An 18789-nucleotide genomic window follows, 5' to 3' on the forward strand; every position below is an offset into this window, starting at 1 on the left:
GCGCTGGCGCCGCGTTAGAGAGGACAGGCGTTGCAGGAACTGTTCGAACTGCCGTGCTTGCATGGGGCCTCCGTCAACGGTTCAGGTCGACATTGGACCGCAGGCTTGCAGAAAAGATTCCACACTTGGCGCGAACAGCGCCAAAAAAATGCCGCTGTCGCGAAAGCGAACAGCGGCGGAATTCTCAGCCGATCACTGAGGTGGAGACACAAAGAAGCAGGGAGACTACCTGTCGAAACATGACAGGAAGTTGGGACGCCTTCGCCGGCCACAAGTCCCGAAACAGGTAAGAACTTCCTGCCGATATGTCGGCCTGGTCGCACAACCTTCCTGCAAGTTCCGCTTCGGCGCCCTGCCCGGCTAACGGACGCCCGATTCCCGGCAACTACGGTAGCATCCGGCCATGTGTGGACGATTTGACCAAAGCCAGACCGCGCGCCACTACGCCAATGTGTTCGGCTGGACCGATGCCGTGTTCGACAGCGAATCGGGGCCGACCACGAACGCGGCGCCCGGCACCTACCGGCCCGTGCTGCATGTGCAGGACGGCGAGCATCGCGTCGACGACGTGTTCTGGAGCTACCGCCCGCGTTGGGCCGAAGGCAAGATCCCGATCGCCATCAACGCCCGCCTCGAGAAGCTTGGCAGCAGCTACTGGTCGCGCCTGCTCAAGAACGGGCGCGGCATCGTGCCGGCCGAGGGCTGGTACGAATGGACGGGAGAAAAAGGCCACAAGCAGCCCTGGCACATCCACCGCAAGGACCACGAACCGCTGTTCCTGCTGGCGCTGGCCAACTTCGGTCCTTTCGAGGAAAACCGCGCCGAGGCCGGCTTCGTGCTGGTCACCGACGATGCCTCCGGCGGCATGCTCGACATCCACGACCGGCGCCCGGTGGTCATGAACGCCGAGGATGCGGCGCTGTGGCTGTCCCCCGCCCTCACGCCCCAGCAGGCGCTGGAACTGGCGCGCCACGCCGCCGTCGCGGCCGAGTCCTTCGACTGGTACAAGGTCAGCAAGAAGGTCAACAATGCCAGCGCCGACGGCCCGCAGATCGCCCGGCCGCTCGACGACCAGGACGACGAGGCCTAGCTTTCAATTAATGTAGATGACGGCCGGCGACGAGCTCGGCGTCCCGGGCGGCGGCGCCGGGGCCGGTGCCGGCGTGGCAGCCAGGGGCTGGGTAGTCTCGGCCTGCTGTTCCAGCCGGGGATTGCTTTCCTCGGGGCCGGGTTCGGTGCTGACGTCGGTGGCGGCGCCGCTCGCCTGGCCGGCCGCGGAATCGGCGCCGCCGGCTGCAGTGGCGGCACTGTCCATGATGTCGCCGGCGGTCCGGGCCCGGGTTTGCGGGGCACGCTGGTCGGTGACGCCGGCGCCGCATGCGCTCAACAGCATGCAGATGATCGAAGCAAAAGAAGCGCGTTTCTTCATCAAAAAAGTTTCTTGCGAAAAAAGTTAACGTGCTTCTTTGACGCAGGGAAACTGTCCGAGTTCAACGCATTCCAATGAAAACTTTCCTGTTGTAATTAAACGCAAACAAAATGCCGGATGAACCCGACACAGATCAGCTTGTGCGCACGATGTTATGAGCTGCGTCGTATTGCGTGCGGAAACTGACTCGCTGTGAACATGGTCTTAACACACAGACCAAGAGACATAGCGAGGATTGCGCGATGGGCGAATACCTGAGGATTCAAGAAATGCTCAAGGAAGGCGAGGCATATGCCGGGCTGATCCTGGGCAAGGACGGCGAAGCCGACTACCACCTGGTGCTGCTGGCGGACGACGTATCGGATGTGAGCTGGCCGACGGCCCGCGAATGGGCGGGCTCGCAGGATGCGGACCTGCCGACGCGGCGCGAGCTCGCCCTGCTGTTCGCCAACCTGCGCGAACGCTTCGACCGTGTGTGGTACTGGTCGAGCGAACAGCACGATACCCGGCCACAGCTGGTATGGGGGCAAAACTTCGCCAGCGGCATCCAGACCGTGTATGGCCGCCCCTTCCGCGGCCACGCGCGCGCCGTGCGGCGGATCGGCAGCAGTTGAGCCGCCTGCCGATCCGTCACGGCCTGTGAAGACGCTTACCTGGCGGCGGAAGCGGCTGCCGGCGCGGCGATGTTCGAGCGGCCGATCGGCTGGTCCATATTCGCCAGGAACCAGGCGGTCGTCGCCATGACGGCAACGTGGCGGCGCAGGTTTTCCGGATCGACCTTGTCGAAGGTGTCGGCCGTGGTGTGGTGGTAATTGAAGTAGTTGGCCGAATCGATCCACGGTTCGAAGCTCGGCACGCCGGAGGCTTCGAGATCGTGCAGGTCGCCCGCACCGACCACGTCTTCACGGCGGAAGGCGCCCGCGCCCATCGGATAGAGGGCGGCTTGCAGCGGCGCCAACAGCTTTGCCGACTGCTGGCCGATGCCTGCGCGAATGCCGAAGGGACGGCCCGAGCCGTTGTCGTCCTCGTAGGCGGCGAAATGCTTTTCCGCCGTCGACTTGTTGACATCGTCGTAGTGCTTGCCGCCGCGGCCGCCGTTCTCCTCGTTCATCCAGGCGACCACGCGGATGGTGCGGCGCGGACGGTAGTCGAGCTTGCGCAGGGTGTCGATCACGCCCATGGCGCTGACAACGCCCGAGGCGTCGTCGTTGGCGCCGGTGGCCAGGTCCCAGGAATCGAGGTGACCCGACACCAGCACGATCTCGTCGGCCTTGTCGGTGCCCGGCCAGTCGGCGATCACGTTGAAGCTGTCGGCATCCGGCAGGGTCTGCGGGGTCAGGGTCAGGTGCAGGCGCACCGGACCGCGCTTGGACAGGCGGGCGATCAGCATCGAGTCTTCGATCGTGACCGCGGCCGCCGGGATGCGCTTGTCCGCCGGCAAGTTGGTGGCGCCGGTGTGCACGATGCGGTAGGCTGCGCCGCCGACGGCGCGCACCAGGGCTGCCTGGGCGCCCATCTCGGCCGCCATGCGCGGACCGGCGCCGCGGAAGGCCACCGCCTGTCCGTAGGCGGTGCCGGCCAGGCCGCGGTCGGCCATGTCCTGGTCGAAGGGCACGTCGAACAGCACGATGCGGCCCTTCACCTCGGCCGCGCGCGCCTTCAGTTCGTCGAAGCTGCGCACCACGATCACCTCGGCCGTGATGCCGGCCGCCGGGGTCGCGCCCGAGCCGCCGAGGGCGGTCAGCACGACTTTCTGGGTGACGCCTTCCGGACGGCCCTTGTAGTCGACCACTTCGGCGGTCTCGACGCCGCGCACCCAGTGCGGCACCTTGACCGGCTGCAGGGTCACCTTGGCGCCCAGCTTGCGCAGCTCGGCGGCCACCTGGGACACGGCGGCGGCGGCGCCGGCGGAACCGGACAGGCGCGGGCCGACCAGGTCGGTCAGGTCTTCGAGGCGCTGGTAGGCATAGTCGCTCTGCATCGCCGTATCCCGCACCTTGGCGAGCGCGGCCGGATCGTTACCGGGAGGGGCAGCGTTTGCGCTGCCCGCCGTCGCGAGGCCGGCCAGCAGGCTGGCAGCGACGAGGGTCAGGGCGGGAAGGCTGATGCGGCGGTCCATGCGTTTGTCCTTTTCTTCGGGTCGAAATGACCGAAACAATAACGCAATCGCTGCCGTTTTAGGAAATTTATTGCAGTAAATACATAATTGGTGGATTGTTACGCGGGCACCAGCCGCACAAGCGTAATCTCCGACGGCGCCCCGAAACGCTTGGGCGGTCCCCAGTAGCCGGTGCCGCGGCTGGTATACACCCACAGCGAGCGCACCCGGTTCAGGCCGGCAACGAAGGGCTGCTGCAGCGGCACGAACAGGTTCCACGGAAAGAACTGGCCGCCGTGGGTGTGGCCGGACAGTTGCAGGTCGAAACCGGCATCGGCCGCCGCCGGCGCGCTGCGCGGCTGGTGGGCCAGCAGGACTTTCACGGCGACGTCGTCCGGTGCGCCGGCCGCCGCCTGCTGCGGGTCGCTCTTGTGCAGGGGGTTGAAATGCTGGGCCGTATAGTCGGTCACGCCGGCGATCATCACGGCAGCCTGGCCGCGGCGGCGGATCACGTGTTCGTTCAGCAACACGCGCAAGCCCAGGCGGCGCACCTCGGCGATCCACTGCTCGGCGCCGGAATAGTATTCGTGGTTGCCGGTGACGAAGAACACGCCGTCGGGCGCGGCCAGGCGCTCCAGCGGCTGGGTATGCATGGCCAGGCGCTGCACGCTGCCGTCGACCAGGTCGCCGGTCACGGCGATGGCGTCGGCCTTCAGCGAATTGACCTTGTTGACGATGGCGTTCAGGTAGGCGCGCTTGATGGTCGGGCCGACGTGGATGTCGGAAATCTGGGCGATCGCATAGCCTTCCAGTTCCCTCGGCAGGCCGGCGATCGGCACGTCGACCTTGACCACGCGCGCGAGCCGGCGCGCATTGATGAAACCGATGGCGGTGACGGCCAGGGCCAGCAAGGGCACGGCGACGGCGCTGTCGAATGCGAGCGCGGGGCTGCCGGCGCCCGCCAGGGTGAGGATCAACAACAGGACGTCGCGCACGAAGGTCAACACCAGCAGCGAGGAAAAGAAGCCCATCGCCAGCAGGCCGGCCCACGACAGCGGGCCGGACCAGCGGCTGCGGCGCAGGCTGGGCGCCACCAGGCCGATGCGCACCAGCACCGCCGAGATGCTCAGCAGGATGATGCCGAGAAATATGCCGACCAGCCCGGCGTTCATGCCGGGCAACAGGCGCAGGCCGATATACAGGTGCACCAGTACCAGGATTGCAAGAACAGACATATTGGATCGACGGCGCGCCATGGGCTGGTGTAAAGAAGTAGAGACCCCAGCTAGATGGGGCAGCCTTGGCCGAGTGCAAGCCCTGCCGCCTGAAATGTTACGATGCCTGATGCATGTGTAAGATTCTGTATTCACCCGTGGCAGCCTCGCCGGTGGGGGCTATAGTGACGTCATGCCTTGCGTCGTAGCGATCATGTTGATCCCCGTAGAGGCCGAAGGAAAAGCCATGTTGAACAAAAAATGCTTTGGTGCGGTACTCCTGGCCGCGGCCGCCGTGTCCTCCACGGCAATGGCTCAAGATCGGGGAGCGAACACCGTCATCGGCGCGCTGGCCGGCGCAGCCATCGGCGGCGGTGCGGCGGGACGCGACGGCGCACTGGTCGGCGCAGCGATCGGCGCGGCCGTCGGCAACTCGGTGCGCACGAACGACGATTACTATTACCGCGATCGCGGCTACGTGTCGAGCGGCTACACGAACAATTACTACTCGAGCGGCTACTACCAGCCGGCGCCTGCCGCCGTCTATGTGGAATCGCGCCCGAGCTATTACTACGAGCCGCGTCCGGTCTACGTCGAGTCGCGCCCGGTGTACGTGGAATCGCGTCCCTACTATGACCGTGGCCGCTACTACGATCGCGGCCGCTACTATGACCGCGGCGGCTACGACCGCCACGACCGCTACGACCACGGTGGCTGGCACCGCTGATCGCTTGCCATCCATGAGAACCGCGCCCAGGCGCGGTTTTTTTTCGTCCTCCCCCCGCTAGCCCCGATTGGCGGCGCCTGTGCCGCCGCCAATCGGGAGGACACATGCTCGAAGCGGGCGACATCATCACCCTGACGGCCGGCGCCTGGCGCCTGAGCGAACCGCTGGCAGGCTCCAGCTATGGCCTGCTGTGGCATGCGCTGCCTTGCGGCGGCGGCCAGCCGGCCGTCCTCAAGCTCGTCAATACCGCACAGATGGCGCTGGCCCTGCCGCCGCAGCGCCCGCGCTGGAGCGCCTGCCTGGAAGCCGAAATCGCCTTCCTGCGGGCGCTGCGTCCCTGGGACCAGCGCCACATCGTGCGCTTGCTGGACAGCGGCGAGCACCACGGCCAGCCGGCGATGGCCCTGGAACTGCTCGACGGCGACCTGGCGCGCCACCTCGACGCCCTGCGCGCGCGCGGCGCTGCACCCTCCTTCCCGCAAGCCCTGGACTGGACCGCCCAGGCCAACCAGGCCCTGGCCAAGGTCCACCAGTACGGCTGGCGCCACCTCGACCTGAAACCGGCCAACCTGCTGGTCGACCGCGGCGGCGCGCTGAAGCTGGCCGATTTCGGCACCAACCGCCCGCTGGCGGAACGCGCCGCGCATTCCTATGCCGGCACCGCCAACTGGCAGGCGCCCGAGCAGTTCTTCCCCGATGCCGATGGGCGCTATCAAACCGATGCGCGCAGCGATTATTTTGCCCTCGGCGCCCTGCTCTACCACCTCGTCACCGGCGCGATGCTGCGCTTCTGCAGCGCCTGCGGCACGGCCTGGCGCGAACACGGGAACGATGGCGCGGCCGTCCTGCGCACGCGGCACGGCGGCGCCCTGCCAGCCATCCTGGCGCCGGACGAAGCCGCGCTCTACCTGCGCCATGCCGGCCTTGCCGGCGGTGCTGCCGGCGAGGCGGCCCTCGGCCTGCTGCGCGCCCTGCTGGCTCCGCGACCGGAACAGCGCCCCCGCCACGCCCTCGAGATCAGCCGCCTGATCGAGCGCGCACGCGGCGCCTGCGCCCATGAAACCGTGCGGAGGGCGGCATGAGCGGCGCCGCGCTCCATCGCCAGGCGGCCGGTCTGCCACGTGCCGCGGCCGCGCCGGCCGCGGGCATCCGCGTCTGGGGCGGCCGGACGCTGGTCGCCGCCGTGCTTCTGCTGCTGTGCGTCCTGCAGCTGGCCTGCCTGCTGCGCGCGCCGGCGGCGTGGATGCCGGCCCGGGTCACGGTGGCGCTGGATGCCGGCAAGGAGCTTACGCTGGACGGCGCCGCCCTCGGCCTGTCGCCGGCCGAGGGTGCGCGGATCCGCCTGCGCCGCGACGCCGGCGGCGCCTGGTCGGCCGCCGGTGCCGCCTCGACGGCGCTGCTGGTCCAGCATGGCGATACGCGGCGCCGCGCCGGCAGCGTGCTGCTGGCCCAGGGCCAGCGCTTCCAGCTCGGCGCCGCCGGCTTCGAAGTCGATGGCGTCGACGCCGGCAGGGTCGCCTTCTCGCGCGCCGGGGCCCGATGGCGCTACGACGGCGCCACCCTGCTGCGCGATGGCCGGCCCCAGCCCGACTGTCCGGATACCCGGCTGGCGGCGCGCCTGGCGGGCGCCTGGAACCGCTGGCTGCCGTCGGCACTGGGCTTCGACCGCCCGCTGGTCTTCGGCGGCAACCTGGATTGCGGCAACCGCATCGCCATCGCCGGCGTGGCGGCGCCCGGCGCCACCCTCCGGCAGACCGCCAACGGCATGCTGCTGGCGGGCGGTGCCGGCATCCAGCAGGCACCGCTGCTGCTGCAGCCGGCCGGGCATCCGCATGACGCCCTGCTGCTGGCCGAGCGCGAGGAGAGCCTGGAGGGCGCCGGCGCCCTCCAGCTGGGCCGCACCCGCCTCCTGCTGGAACGCAACGGCGACCTGCTGCACCTGCAGCCGGTCTCCCACGTCGCCCTGTACCGCGAAGCCCAGCAGCGTCTTCCCGAAGGCCTGAGCTGGTCGTGGACGCGGCGCGATCACTGGCGCCTGCCGGAGCAGGCGATGCTGCCGCTGGCCGGCGTGCTCGGACTGACGCTGGCCACCGGCATCGCCCTGCTGCTGGGCGGCGGCGCTCGCCGCCTGGGCAGCCGGCGCACGCTCGGCGCGCTCGCCTCCCTGCTGCTGGCCGGCCTCGGCGCGGCGCTGATGTTCCTGCAGAAGACCGGCGCGCCGGCCGGCGCCGGCATCGGCCTGCTGGTGGCCTGGGCCGCGCTGTGGTGCCTGTGGCTGTCGGGCGGCCGTTCGCTGGCCGCCGGCGCGGCCGTGCTGCTGTTCGCGGCCGGCCTGCTGGCGCAGCTCGAACTCGGCCTGGGCACGCCGGAATCGTCCTGGCTGCGCCATGCCGGCAAGACCGGCGCCCTGCTGGCGGTCGGCGCCGGCGCCTGCGGCCTGCTGCGCGCGCTGCGCTGCGCCCCGCACCGGCGGCCGCTGCCGCAGGCAAGGCTCGAACTGGGCCTGCTGGTGCTGAGCGCTATCGCCCTGCTGCTCCTGCTGCTGCAGGTCGCGTTCGGCGACGAGACCGGGGTCTACGACCTGCAGCCGGTCGAATTCGCCAAGCTGGTGCTGGCCGCCCTCACCGCCCACTGCCTGGCGCTGGCGACGAGCAGCCAGCCGGCCCTTGGCGGCCCGCTGCTGCGCGTGCTGCGCCTGGGCGCGCCGGCCCTGCTGTTCCTGGTGCTGCTGGCGGTGGCGCTGGTGCAGGTCGACGACTACTCGCCGCTGGTGCTGTTGACGGTCTGGGGATGCGCGATGGCGCTCGCATTCGCCCTGGCCGGCGGCCGGCACTGGCTGGCCGCCGCCTGCGTCGGCACGGCGCTGGCCGCGGTGGCCGGTGTGGTGCTGCTGCGCGTGGCCGGCCCGGCCGAGTTCGCGCGCTGGAATTTCTATGCCGACCGCTTCCTGGTCTGGCTCGACCCCGGCTCGCATCCGCATACCGGCCAGCAGCTGCTGCTGGGTGCACAGGCCATCGCCAGCGGCGGCTGGTTCGGCGCCGACCACGTCTTCGGCCTGGCGGCGCTGGGCCAGGATGCCGGCGCCGTGGTGCGCATCCCGGCGGTGCAGGACGATTTCGCGCCTTCCTTCTTCCTGAACCGCCACGGCCTGGCCGCCGGCCTGCTGCTGTGGGCGCTGCAGGCGCTGTTCCTCGCCGGGCTGCTGCACACGGCGCTGCGCTGCTGGCTGGAGGGCGCCCGCGCGCGCGACTTCCGCCTGGCCTGGCTGGCGCGCTTCCGCTGCTTCCTGCTGTGCGGTGGGGCCGCCTTCGTGGCTGGCCACCTGCTGCTCTCGTGGGGCACCAACCTCGCGATCTTCCCGGTCATGGGGCAGCCGATGAGTTTTCTCTCGGCCGGCGGCTCGCACCTGCTGTTTTTCATCTGCCCCCTGCTAGCGCTGTGCGTCGCCAGCGAACCTGCCCATCCATAGAGGAGAACCGATCATGCCCGTCTACGTCCAGCACGAAACCCTTGCCAGGGTCAACGATGTGTTCAGCCCCGAGGCGATCTGGCAGGCGCCCGGGCTCGCCCTGTTCTCGCGCCGCCCGCTGCTGCGCGACCTGCTGGAGCGCGCCCCGCGCGAACAGCGCGGACGTGCCGCCACCCGCTGCTTCTCGCACGTGACCCTGGCCCTGCCGCAGGAAGAAGTCGACGACGACCGCCACCTGACGCGCGGCGCCCGCGTGCGCGACCTGGCCCAGGGCCTGGCGGCGCTGCACCAGAAGGATTTCGGCGACCTGCTCGGCGGCGACGAGGTACGCTACCACGTGGTCGGCGCCGAGGACCTGGCGCCGGGCGAAGTCGAAGTGCGCTTCGGCCACGCCGTCTACCTGCCGGCGCCGGGCGAGAAGGTGCAGTACACGGTCAGCGTCTCGCGCGACAGCGCGGTATGGAAGACGGTCTGTCCGGTCTACCCGAACCAGCGCCTTACCCTGATCGGCAACGACGAACGCGAGGCGACCCACGTGGCGCCCGGCTGGCCCTTCGGCGCCGAGGGCGCCATCCTGCTGATCAACGACGGTCCCGACGCCACGCTCGAGGTGCAAGTGCGGCCCAAGGATGCCTTCGAATGCGGCTGGGACCAGGCCGCCGGCTACTACACGATCCGCTCGCGCCGCGGCGGCGTCGATGCGTCCGGCGCACCCCTGCGCCTGCTGCTGCGGATTTCGCCGGCGCCCGGCGTCCGCACCGCCGCCTCGCCCTCGGCCCAGGTCCGGCCGACGGCTTCGCCGATTCCTGCACCGATTCCCGCGCCGATTCCGGCCCCGGTTCCGGCTCCGATCCCCGCACCGGTCCGGGCGCCATCGGCACCATCGGCCCGCCCCGCGGTCTGGAAGCCGCGCCAGGCCCTTGAAGCCGACATGACGGCGGTGCCGCTCGCCAAGCCGGCGCCGGCCACGATCGAAGCCGACGCCACCTACGCCCCGGTCGCACGCCAGCGGGTCGCCCTGGCGGCGCTGGCCCTGCCGCGCCTGTCGCGCTACCGCGAAACCGGGGCCCAGGCGCTGGAGATCGGCCTGAACCGGGCCCTGGCCCCTTCAAGCCAGGGCGCCGACGCCATCCTCAGCTTCGCCATCGACGACAGCGACACCGTGCATGCGGTGACGGCCGCGGGACGCCAGGCGGTGACGGCGCCCGGCAGCTTCAGCCCCCTCGACGGCGCCAGGGTCGATCTGCTGGCAATCGCCCCCGAGATGGCCGACCGTTACCTCGCCTTGCTGCGCCTGCCGCAGGCGCCGGCCCTGCCGGTAGCGCCGGGCGCGCGCTTCCTGTTCGGCCGCGGCGCGCCCATGCTGGCGGCCCTGCGCGTGCTGGATTCGCCGCACTTCCTGCGCGCCCTGCCCGGAACGGCGCCCTCCAGCGCCGACCGCCTGGGCCTGTCGCGCAATGCCTTCAGCTTCGAGGCGGCGGACGACGGCTACCGCATCGCCCGCGCCAGCGCCACCCAGGCCCTCTACCACCTCGACGAGCAGCTGCGCTTCGTCGCGGCGATCGGCGAGGCCACGCCGGAGCAGCCCTACCGCCTGCCGCCCGGCCATCACTTGGTGGCCGGCCATTACGTGCTGCGCTTCGATGCCTGAGATCGGGCACCTGAGCATGAATGCGCCGATCCACTGGCCAGGGGCCGCGGCCTATGCGGCGGCGCTGGTGCTGACCCTGGTGCTGGCCGGCCTGCTGACCCCGCGCCGCTGGTGGCGCCGGCCGACCGCGGGTACGCTGGCCCTGGTCGGCGGCGGCACGCTGGGCTTCGGCATGCTGTTCGCCTCCCTGCTGCCGGCCGCGGCGCCGCCGGCACTCGCGGCAGCGCCACTGCCATTGGCTGCGCCCGTGCCCGCCATGCCGGTGCTGCGCTACCGCGTGGTCGACGACCTGAACCTGCGCGCAGCCAAGGCCACCGGCGCCCCGCGCCTGGCGGTGCTGCCGGCCGGGACCCTGGTCACGCGCACCGGCGCCGCGGACGGCGACTGGTGGCAGGTGCGCGTCCGTCTTCAGGGCAAGGAAATCGAAGGCTGGGCCAGCAGCCTGTGGCTACGCCGGGTCGACGAACGCGCCGCCGGCCCCTAGCGCCAGGCGCATCGGGTTGTAGCAGACGGTACTGGCCTGCATCGGGGCGGTGCGCACGAAACCGAGCGATTCGTAGAAGGGCACCGCATGGTTCGAGGAGTTGACCGTGAAGGCGCCCGGATGATCCGGCCCCAGCGCAGCTACGCGCGCCGCGTCCCACAGCCTGCGGGCGATGCCCTGCCGATGGAAGCGCTTGTCGACGTAGAGGCTGTAGACGTGGCTGCGCTGGCGGACGGCGATGAAACCGGCCAGCTCGCCACCGACCTCGGCCACATGGTAGACATAGCCGTCGGCCAGGAAGCCGCGCATGCCTTCCTCGCCCTGGGCGGCCAGGAAGGCGGCCGCGTTGGCGGGGCTGGACTCGTGCAGGATGAATTCTTCGGCGGCGGCGCGCAGGAGGCTGGCCGCCGCCGGGATGTCGTCGGATGTCAGGGGTCGGATGCGCATGGTTCGGCTAGTGTAAGGGAAAAACACCGCTAATCGTCGCTTGGCTTTTTGCCATTTGCGGTTAGAGTAGGGGCATGCAGACTTCCGAAGGCTCACTCGCGTCCTCCCTGCGCTTCGGCGCGCTCGACGTCGCCGCCGCCTCGCGGCTGGGCGCCGGCCCGCGCCTGCGCGAAGAAAACCAGGACAATCTGCTGCTGATCGATGCCGCCGGCCAGGCCGTCTGGCTGCAGGACCAGCAGCCGCAGCGCCGCCAGCTGGCACGCTGGCGGCAAGGCCATGCGCGCCTGGCCGTGCTGGACGGGATGGGCGGCCACGGCCACGGGCGCGAAGCGGCGGAAGCCGTGGCTGCCGGCCTGCTGGCGATCCCGCCCTGCGATTCGGCCGCCGAGCTGACCCGCCACCTCGACCAGCTGCACGCCGACCTGCAGCGCCATTTCGCCCAGCTCGCGGGCACGGGACCGCGTCCCGGCACCACCCTGACCATGCTCGAGCTGCCGGAGAACGGCGAGCCCCTGCTCTACCACGTCGGCGACTCGCGCCTGTACGAGATCACGCGCGAACGCGTGGCCCCGCTCACGGTCGACCACGTGCCCGCCACCGCCTTCGCGATGGCCGGCATGCTGGACGAGCAGGAATGGTGGCAACAGGTGCATGGCGAGCACCGGCCGCAAGTGTCGCAAGCCTTCATCCTCGGGAATGCCTTCGCCAATCCGGCCCAGCTGAACGACCCGCTGTTCGAGCTGACGCCGCTGAACCTGCCGCCCTGGCTGTGCGCCCTGCCGGACCGCCGCACGCTGCAGCTGCGCCCGGGCGCGACCTACTTGCTGGCAACCGACGGCCTGTGGTCCTGTTCCGATCCCTATGGCTGGGTGAGCCAGTGGCCGCAGCTGCTCGGCGGCCGGCTGGATGCGGCCGGCATGCTGGCGGCGCTGCTGCGCGCCTACGCGGCTCATCCGCCCGCCTTTTTCTACCCGGACAACGTGACGGCCATCCTGCTGCGCGCCCCGGGCACGGCTGCGCGCGAGGAAACCGCGCTGCCGGGAATTTGATGCTTTTTAGCAAAAAATCTTGCCTATTGATGAATACGGCGCGCCGCCTCGCGTTAGAATCACGTAAGCTTCTCCCGACGCCAGCCAGCCTATTCCCGCAACCATGAAACGCTGCAGCAGCCCAGACCATCCGCACTGCACCGCCTGGGTCATGCCCGGCGAGCAGGCCTGCGCGCATGGCCACGGCCAGCCGGCCGCCGCCGCGCCCACGGCGGCGAACGCCCTCGGCTCCAGCTTCGACATGCTGCAGACGGTGCGCGCCAGGCGCAACCCGCTTGATGCGATCCGTCCGGGCGCCCCGGCGGCCCAGCGGGAATATGAGCGGCCGCATCTGCACATCAGTGGTTTCGACCCGCGCGCCGCCGGCGGGCGCCAGGCGATCAGGCTGGAACTGCGCGGCATGCCGGACGACGTCCCGGGCGAACTCACCATGCTGCTGCAATCGGCCCTGCTGCCCCAGGGCGGCGGCCGGCAAACCTTCAGCCGCAGCCTGCGCGGCGGCTGGCGCCCGGTGGTCGTCGAATTTTCCTCGCGCGGCCGCGAGCACGGCCAGTACCGGGTCGACGTCGAGCTGCATGCACGCGATCCGGAACGGCGCGGCAGCGCGCGCACCTGGGTCGCCACCGTGGTGCTGATGGTGCCGCGCCTCGACGCCTCGCTCGCCGAGATCCACCAGACCTATCTGGCGGCGCGCAAGAACGTTCGCATCCAGGCCGACGACGCCTCGATCGCCCGCCTGCACGGACTCGACGCCGCCGGTCCGCTCGACATCGCCATCGACGCCCGCAACGCCTCGATCGCCCAGCTGCAGTTCGGTCCCGCCCACGGCAAGATCGACATGGGACTGCCGACCATCGCCTGGGACGAAGACCTGATCGAGATCGACCTGCCGGCCACGCGCCCGGCCCATCCCTGCCCGGCGTCCAGCGCCTGCCTCGTCTACGCCGAGCCCGATGCCGGCATGCAGCGCCACCTGCGCCTGCTTGCCCTCGACGAATGGGTGCTGGGCCGGATGGAAGCCGGCGCCGGCGGGCAGCTGCTGGAAGCCGAAGCAGACCTGCTGCTGTGCCATTACGGCCAACACGGTCCCGAACACCAGGGCCTGACGCGGCGCATCTCGGCCCGGCACGCGGTGATTCGCCGCGGCCGGCAGGGATTCGAGATCGAAGACGTGTCGCGCTACGGCCTGCTGCTGGACGGCGCCTGGCCCGGCAAGCACAGCCCGGTACCGTTGCGGCCGGGCATGCGCATCGAATTGAGCGCCAGCATCAAGGGCATCGCCGTGCTGGTGGTGACGGCGCTGCTGCCGCATGCCGTGGTGCTGCACCGTGTCGATGCCGGCGGCGCGGCCGAGTGCTTCATGCTGCTGGCGCCGGAGACGCAGCCGGGGCCGGCGACGACGGCCAGCGCCCTGCCGCGCGCGGCCGTGCTGCCGCAGCTCTTCCACCGCGACGGCGGCTTCTGGCACCGCGATCCCGTCAGCGGCGCCGACACCCCGCTGGGTCCGACGGCCGCACTCGACCGCCTGGCCGGTTTTCACGGCCGGGTACGCTTTACCGCCACCTCCTACCCCGACTATCGCAGCGCCCGCGGCGCGGAACGCCGCGCCGCCGCCCAGCTGTCCGGCGCCTGACTCAGTACGGCCGCAACACCAGGAAGATCAGGGCTGCGCCCACCAGCAGGGCTGCCTGCAGGGAAAACACGATCACGGGAATGCGGATGTCGTCCGGAATGCGCATGGCAAACCTCCAGTCACACAAAGCACGTGACCGATTATCCCACACGCGTGGACATCAGCTCGCGCACGACGCGAAAGCCGACGATGTCGTTCGACAAGGCTGCTGAAAAGCCATTGCGCAAGGCCGAGCGCAGATAGCGCGGGTTGTACAGCCAGGAGCCACCACGCAGGATGCGGCGGGCCTGGTCGCCGCCCTCTTCCCAGGCGCTACCGTCGAGCGGCGCACCTTCGTAATTGTCGTGGACCACGTCCTGCACCCATTCCCACACATTGCCGTGCATATCGAACAGGCCCCAGGGATTGGCCGGGAACATGCCGGCCGGGGTGGTGCCGCGGCGGTACTCGCCGCGCGCGCCGCCGTTCCAGGTGAAGTTGCCATCGTAGTTGGCCTGGTCGGTGGAAATGCCGTCGCCGAAGCTGAACGCTGTCCTGGTGCCGGCGCGGCAGGCGTATTCCCATTCGGCCTCGCTCGGCAGGCGGTAGCTGCGGCCGGTCGCCTCGGAGAGCCAGCGCAGGTAGTGCTGGGCGTCGTACCAGTTGACGCCGACCACCGGGTGGGCGTCGGTCTGGTGAAAGCCCGGCGCTTCCCAGTCGACTTCGCCGCTCTGGCGCCAGCCGGTGGCGCGCACGAAGGCCCGCCATTCGCCCACCGTAACCGGATAGCGGCCCATGGCGATCGGCTTGTCGATGCCGACCCATTGCTGGGGCAGCTCGCGCGCCAGCCAGCCCTTCTGCGAACCGGCTTCCATCGCGATCTTGCGCTCGTGCTCGGGTGAGCCCATCTGGAAGCGCCCGGTCGGCAGCAGCACCAGTTCCGGACCCTTGGCATCGACGTCCAGGAAGCGGTCGCGCAGCACGCCCTCGAGGTCGGCCACTGGACTGGACGGGGTCGGCATCAGTTCTTCGAGTTCGGCCTGCTTGCGCGCCGCCTGCTCGACGCGGGCGCGCTGCTGCTGGGCGAGATAGGCCGCGGCGGCCCTGGCCTGGGCCTGCTTGCGCTGGACCTGTTCGGCCTCCTGGCGCGCCTTTTCCGCTTCGAGGACGCGGCGCTCCGCCAACTGGCGCCGCAGCTCTTCCTTGCGTACCCGGCGCGCCTCCTCGGCCGCCAGGCGGGCCAGCCTTTCCTGTTCGCGGCGCTGTCGGTCCAGCGCGGCCTGGGCGGCGGCCCTGGCCTCGGCTTCCACCCGGCGGCGCGCCTCGGTTTCGCGGGCGCGCCGCTGCGCTTCCGCGTCCATCGTCTCGCGCTCGGCGCGGGCGGCCTGCTCGGCCGCCTCTTGCGCCCGCAGATCCGCTTCGCTCGGCCCCCGGGCTTGCTCCAGCCGCTCCAGCAGCTCGCTCACGCTGCCGGGGCGCGCGGCGGCGTTGGCCGCGAAACCGGTCTGCAGCGCCTCCCACTGGGCCTCATTGAGACCATCGGGCCGTGCCGGAATCTCGCGTCCGGCCTGGCCGTCGCCGAAAGGCAGGCGTCCGCTGAGCATCCGGTAGGCCATGACCGCCACCGCATGCACGTCTAGGCCGCGTCCCGGTGCGTCCTGGTCCGGCCCGCGTCCCGCTTCCGGCGCACGGTAGCCGTCAGTGCCCGAACTGGCCGGCGCCTCGACCGAAGGACCGCCGCTGCCGCGGGCGCGCGCGGCGATGCCGAAGTCGAGCAGCTTGACCTCGCCGGCGCGGGTCAGGAAGAGATTGGCCGGCTTGATGTCGCGGTGGACCAGGTGGTGGCGCTCCCAGGCATGCTCGAGGGCGGCGGCCACCGGCGCGAGCAGGCGTAGCGTGCGCTCCAGCCCCAGCCTGCCTTCGCGCGCCAGCAGGCTCTCCAGGTCTTCGCCCTCCAGGCATTCCATGATGATGAAATAGCTGGCCGTGGCCGGATCCTGGGCCCAGTCGTAGACCCGTACGATGTGCTCGTGGGCGAGCTGGCGGGCGCGCGCCGCTTCCTCGATCAGCAGGCGGGCGTGGGTGCTGTTCTGCGTCAGCTGGGGCGGCAGGATCTTCAGCGCGACCTGGGCGCTGTGTCCCAGCTCGGCGTGGGTGGCGAGGTCGGTGGCCTGCCACACCTGGCCCATGCCGCCGTGGGCGATCAGGCGATCCAGCCGGTAGCGGCGCTCGAAGGGGCCGACTTCCTGGCCGGCCATCAGGCCGATCTCGGTGCCGCGCCCGGCCGCCGCGGCCTGCACCGGCTCGTCGGCGGCGGCGAGTGCCGTATCGCCCGGCGGCGCATATGCAGCGTCGAGAATCGCGTTCTTGCGGCTGTCGAATTCCTGGCGGCTCAGCAGGCCGTCTTCGTGCAGTGCGCGCAGCTCGCGCAGCTTGTCGATGGCGGTCTGCATCATCCCCGCGCCGGCAGCGCGGCGCCACAGGTGGCGCAGAACCGGTCGCCCTGGTGGGTCTCCGCGTGAACACAGGCCTTCAGCGTCCCGGCGAAGTGAGCCGCCACCGCGCCGGCGACACCGGCGCCCAGCTGCGCCTGGGCAGCCAGCGCCGTCTTGTTGACGTCGTTCTGCAGGGCCAGCAGCTCCAGCTGGTGGCGGCGCTCGCGCTCTTCCTGGGCATCGCGGCGGCTGCGTTCCAGGTCGACCTGTTCCTGCGCCAGGCGCCAGGCATCGGTATTGCCGGCGCCGACCACCCCCGCCAGGGCCGCCAGCTGCTCGGCGCTCATGCCGGCGTGCTCGCGGGTCTTCATCACCTCGGCCAGCAGGGCCGCGTTGGCCGGCGCCACCAATGCCACCTTGGCGCTGTCGTCCAGCGCTCCCAGGGCCTGGGCGCGTTCGATCTCGAGACGGGCCAGGTCCAGTTCGTGGGCGCGCTGCTCGTGCAAGCCTTCGCGCTCGTTGCGCGCCACCAGGGCATCGGCCTCGATGGTGCGCAGCAGCTTCTCGTGCTGGGCCAGGGCGTCCTGTTGCGCGCCGCCGCGGCGCAGGGTCTCGACCTGCTGGCGCACCTGCTCGGCGTCCACCGACAGCCGCCCCGCCGCCTGGGCATCCTGCCATTCGAGCACCCGCTCGGCCTCGCGGCTGTGGGCCTCGTTTTCCAGCTTCAGCAGCTTGAGGCGCCCCGCATGCGCTTCGTCCTCGATCTCGCGGGCGCGGCGGGCGGCGGCCTGCTCGGCCTCGTGCAGCCGGGCCAGCTCGGCGCGCTGGCGGCTGGCGTCCTCGATGCCGCGCGCCTGCTCGATCTTGTTGCGGATCTGCTGCTGCAGCAGCTGGTGGGTGAAGCGCTGCTGGGCGACGGCGCGCGCCTCGGCCGCATCCCGCTGCGCCACTTCCAGCTCGGTGCGCATGTGGATCGCGGCCAGCTCTCGCAGCTGCTGCCATTGCCCGGCCTCGTCGCGGCGCGCACCGCGCTTGCCGGCCAACTCGTGTTCGAGCGCCGCCACGGCGTCGACGGCGCCGCGTTCGATCGCCTGCTTGCGGGTCCGCGATTCGACGATGCGGCCGTACAGCTCGATCTGGCGCGCGCGGATCGCCTGGGCGCGCTCGGCATTCTTGAGCGAGAGTCCGGCCCGCTCCAGGCTCTCGTCCTGGCGCAGCTCGGCGCGGCGATGGCGCAGGCGGCCTTCCTGCTCCTCGCGGCGGATGCGGTTCCACTCTTCTTCGCCGTAGAGTTCGTCGAGCTGCTTTGCGTGTTCGAGGCGCACGCGCTGCTCGTCGGCGGCCAGCCACAGAGTGCCGATGAGTTTTCCAAATTCGGCGCGGTTCGCATCGAACTTGTCGTGGCGCAGGGCGATGGTGTCGACCCGCACCACCGCCAGCCCGTACTGGGACAGCAGCAGCGCCAGGCCGCCCTGCAGGTGCTGGTCGAGTTCCAGGCGCAGCTCGCGGCGGCCCGCCATCTCGCGCAAGGAGCGCGCGGCGACGAATTCGCGGGCCAGCTGGGCCAGCGGCGCTTCCAGCAATTCGCGCAGCTGGACGTCCTTGATCGTGCCCGGCATGGTCATGAAGTGGCGCGCGAAGGCCGGCACGTTCTCGATCCGCAGCGACAGCGTGAGCGTGGCATCGACCCGCAGGTGCTCGCAGGTGGCCAGGCCTTCGAGCGAGAATTCGACCGGCAGCGCGCCGCTGCGGGTGACGAGGATCTCGGCATGCTGGTCGCGCAGCAGGTTGTTCAGGCGGCTGAAGAAGCCTTCGATCTCGTACTCGCCCTGCGGCACCTCGGTGGCCTGCTCGCCCTGCAGGATGTAGGCGCGGGCGGTGGCCGGCACGTGCAGGGTCTTGACGAAGATGCCGGACAGGTCGCGCACGCCGAAGAACACGGCCAGTTCGTCCGGGCCGGGCGCCCAGCGGTTCTCGACCAGCACGGCCTTGTGGCGCGGCGCGCCCAGCAGCAGGCCGCAGGACCCGCAATAGCTCGCCGCACCGCCATTGCGTGCGTCGCAGCGAGGGCATTCCGACCCGCCGGTTCCGAACATCTTCAACATGATGACTCCTTCCGCATACCGCTCGGCAGCCGGACGATTCTAGCAGCCGCCCGGCCAGCCCGTTTTACG

Annotated in this window: 15 protein-coding genes; 9 read left to right on the forward strand and 6 right to left on the reverse strand. The window is 70.5% G+C overall.

Going from position 1 to position 18789, the window contains the following annotated elements; genetic code table 11:
- Nucleotides 1-403: 403 nt before the first annotated feature.
- On the forward strand, nt 404-1090 hold the full coding sequence (locus AC1DOP_RS04920) for an SOS response-associated peptidase (protein WP_477250120.1): 687 nt from the start codon (nt 404-406) through the stop codon (nt 1088-1090).
- A 3-nt stretch (nt 1091-1093) separates the two neighbouring features.
- Here AC1DOP_RS04920 and AC1DOP_RS04925 read toward each other — a convergent pair whose 3' ends face one another.
- The gene (locus tag AC1DOP_RS04925) at nt 1094-1393 is read right to left on the reverse strand and encodes a hypothetical protein (RefSeq protein WP_477250122.1); all 300 of its coding nucleotides are present in this window, start codon (nt 1391-1393) and stop codon (nt 1094-1096) included.
- 278 nt (nt 1394-1671) lie between these two features.
- On the opposite strand from AC1DOP_RS04925, the gene AC1DOP_RS04930 reads away from it, so the two are divergent.
- Nucleotides 1672-2043 carry an Lcl C-terminal domain-containing protein gene (locus AC1DOP_RS04930; RefSeq protein WP_441933312.1) on the forward strand — a complete coding sequence of 124 codons (372 nt, stop codon included), beginning with the start codon at nt 1672-1674 and terminating at the stop codon, nt 2041-2043.
- Between the two features lie 35 nt (nt 2044-2078).
- Here AC1DOP_RS04930 and AC1DOP_RS04935 read toward each other — a convergent pair whose 3' ends face one another.
- Both AC1DOP_RS04935 and AC1DOP_RS04940 read right to left on the reverse strand, forming a co-directional pair.
- Nucleotides 2079-3548, reverse strand: a complete 1470-nt coding sequence (locus AC1DOP_RS04935) for a M20/M25/M40 family metallo-hydrolase (protein ID WP_441933313.1) — start codon at nt 3546-3548, stop codon at nt 2079-2081.
- Between the two features lie 98 nt (nt 3549-3646).
- Nucleotides 3647-4783 carry a metallophosphoesterase gene (locus AC1DOP_RS04940; protein WP_477250125.1) on the reverse strand — a complete coding sequence of 379 codons (1137 nt, stop codon included), beginning with the start codon at nt 4781-4783 and terminating at the stop codon, nt 3647-3649.
- Between the two features lie 205 nt (nt 4784-4988).
- Here AC1DOP_RS04940 and AC1DOP_RS04945 point away from each other — a divergent pair, with 205 nt between their 5' ends.
- From AC1DOP_RS04945 to AC1DOP_RS04965, 5 genes are all read left to right on the forward strand, one after another.
- The gene (locus AC1DOP_RS04945) at nt 4989-5468 is read left to right on the forward strand and encodes a glycine zipper domain-containing protein (RefSeq protein WP_441933317.1); all 480 of its coding nucleotides are present in this window, start codon (nt 4989-4991) and stop codon (nt 5466-5468) included.
- Between the two features lie 104 nt (nt 5469-5572).
- Complete coding sequence (locus tag AC1DOP_RS04950; protein WP_477250127.1) at nt 5573-6550, forward strand: protein kinase domain-containing protein; 978 nt, start codon at nt 5573-5575, stop codon at nt 6548-6550.
- Entirely contained in the window at nt 6547-8937 is a 2391-nt protein-coding gene (locus tag AC1DOP_RS04955) for an FtsW/RodA/SpoVE family cell cycle protein (protein ID WP_441933321.1), read from the forward strand. Before AC1DOP_RS04950 ends, AC1DOP_RS04955 begins: the two co-directional genes overlap by 4 nt.
- Nucleotides 8938-8950: 13 nt before the next feature.
- Nucleotides 8951-10588, forward strand: a complete 1638-nt coding sequence (locus tag AC1DOP_RS04960) for a hypothetical protein (protein WP_477250130.1) — start codon at nt 8951-8953, stop codon at nt 10586-10588.
- Nucleotides 10581-11072 carry an SH3 domain-containing protein gene (locus AC1DOP_RS04965; RefSeq protein WP_477250132.1) on the forward strand — a complete coding sequence of 164 codons (492 nt, stop codon included), beginning with the start codon at nt 10581-10583 and terminating at the stop codon, nt 11070-11072. Before AC1DOP_RS04960 ends, AC1DOP_RS04965 begins: the two co-directional genes overlap by 8 nt.
- On the opposite strand, the gene AC1DOP_RS04970 is transcribed toward AC1DOP_RS04965, so the two are convergent.
- Complete coding sequence (locus tag AC1DOP_RS04970; protein ID WP_441933326.1) at nt 11037-11519, reverse strand: GNAT family N-acetyltransferase; 483 nt, start codon at nt 11517-11519, stop codon at nt 11037-11039. The genes AC1DOP_RS04965 and AC1DOP_RS04970 overlap by 36 nt on opposite strands.
- Before the next feature lie 74 nt (nt 11520-11593).
- Here AC1DOP_RS04970 and AC1DOP_RS04975 point away from each other — a divergent pair, with 74 nt between their 5' ends.
- Complete coding sequence (locus tag AC1DOP_RS04975) at nt 11594-12568, forward strand: PP2C family protein-serine/threonine phosphatase (RefSeq protein WP_477250135.1); 975 nt, start codon at nt 11594-11596, stop codon at nt 12566-12568.
- Between the two features lie 103 nt (nt 12569-12671).
- Nucleotides 12672-14201 carry an FHA domain-containing protein gene (locus tag AC1DOP_RS04980; RefSeq protein WP_477250137.1) on the forward strand — a complete coding sequence of 510 codons (1530 nt, stop codon included), beginning with the start codon at nt 12672-12674 and terminating at the stop codon, nt 14199-14201.
- Nucleotides 14202-14341: 140 nt separating this feature from the next.
- Here the strand turns inward: AC1DOP_RS04980 and AC1DOP_RS04985 are convergent, their stop codons facing one another.
- Nucleotides 14342-16636 carry an SUMF1/EgtB/PvdO family nonheme iron enzyme gene (locus tag AC1DOP_RS04985; RefSeq protein WP_477250139.1) on the reverse strand — a complete coding sequence of 765 codons (2295 nt, stop codon included), beginning with the start codon at nt 16634-16636 and terminating at the stop codon, nt 14342-14344.
- Entirely contained in the window at nt 16633-18720 is a 2088-nt protein-coding gene (locus tag AC1DOP_RS04990; protein WP_477250141.1) for a hypothetical protein, read from the reverse strand. Before AC1DOP_RS04990 ends, AC1DOP_RS04985 begins: the two co-directional genes overlap by 4 nt.
- Between the last annotated feature and the right edge of the window lie 69 nt (nt 18721-18789).

It is taken from the genome of Massilia sp. 01N410, assembly GCF_056399665.1.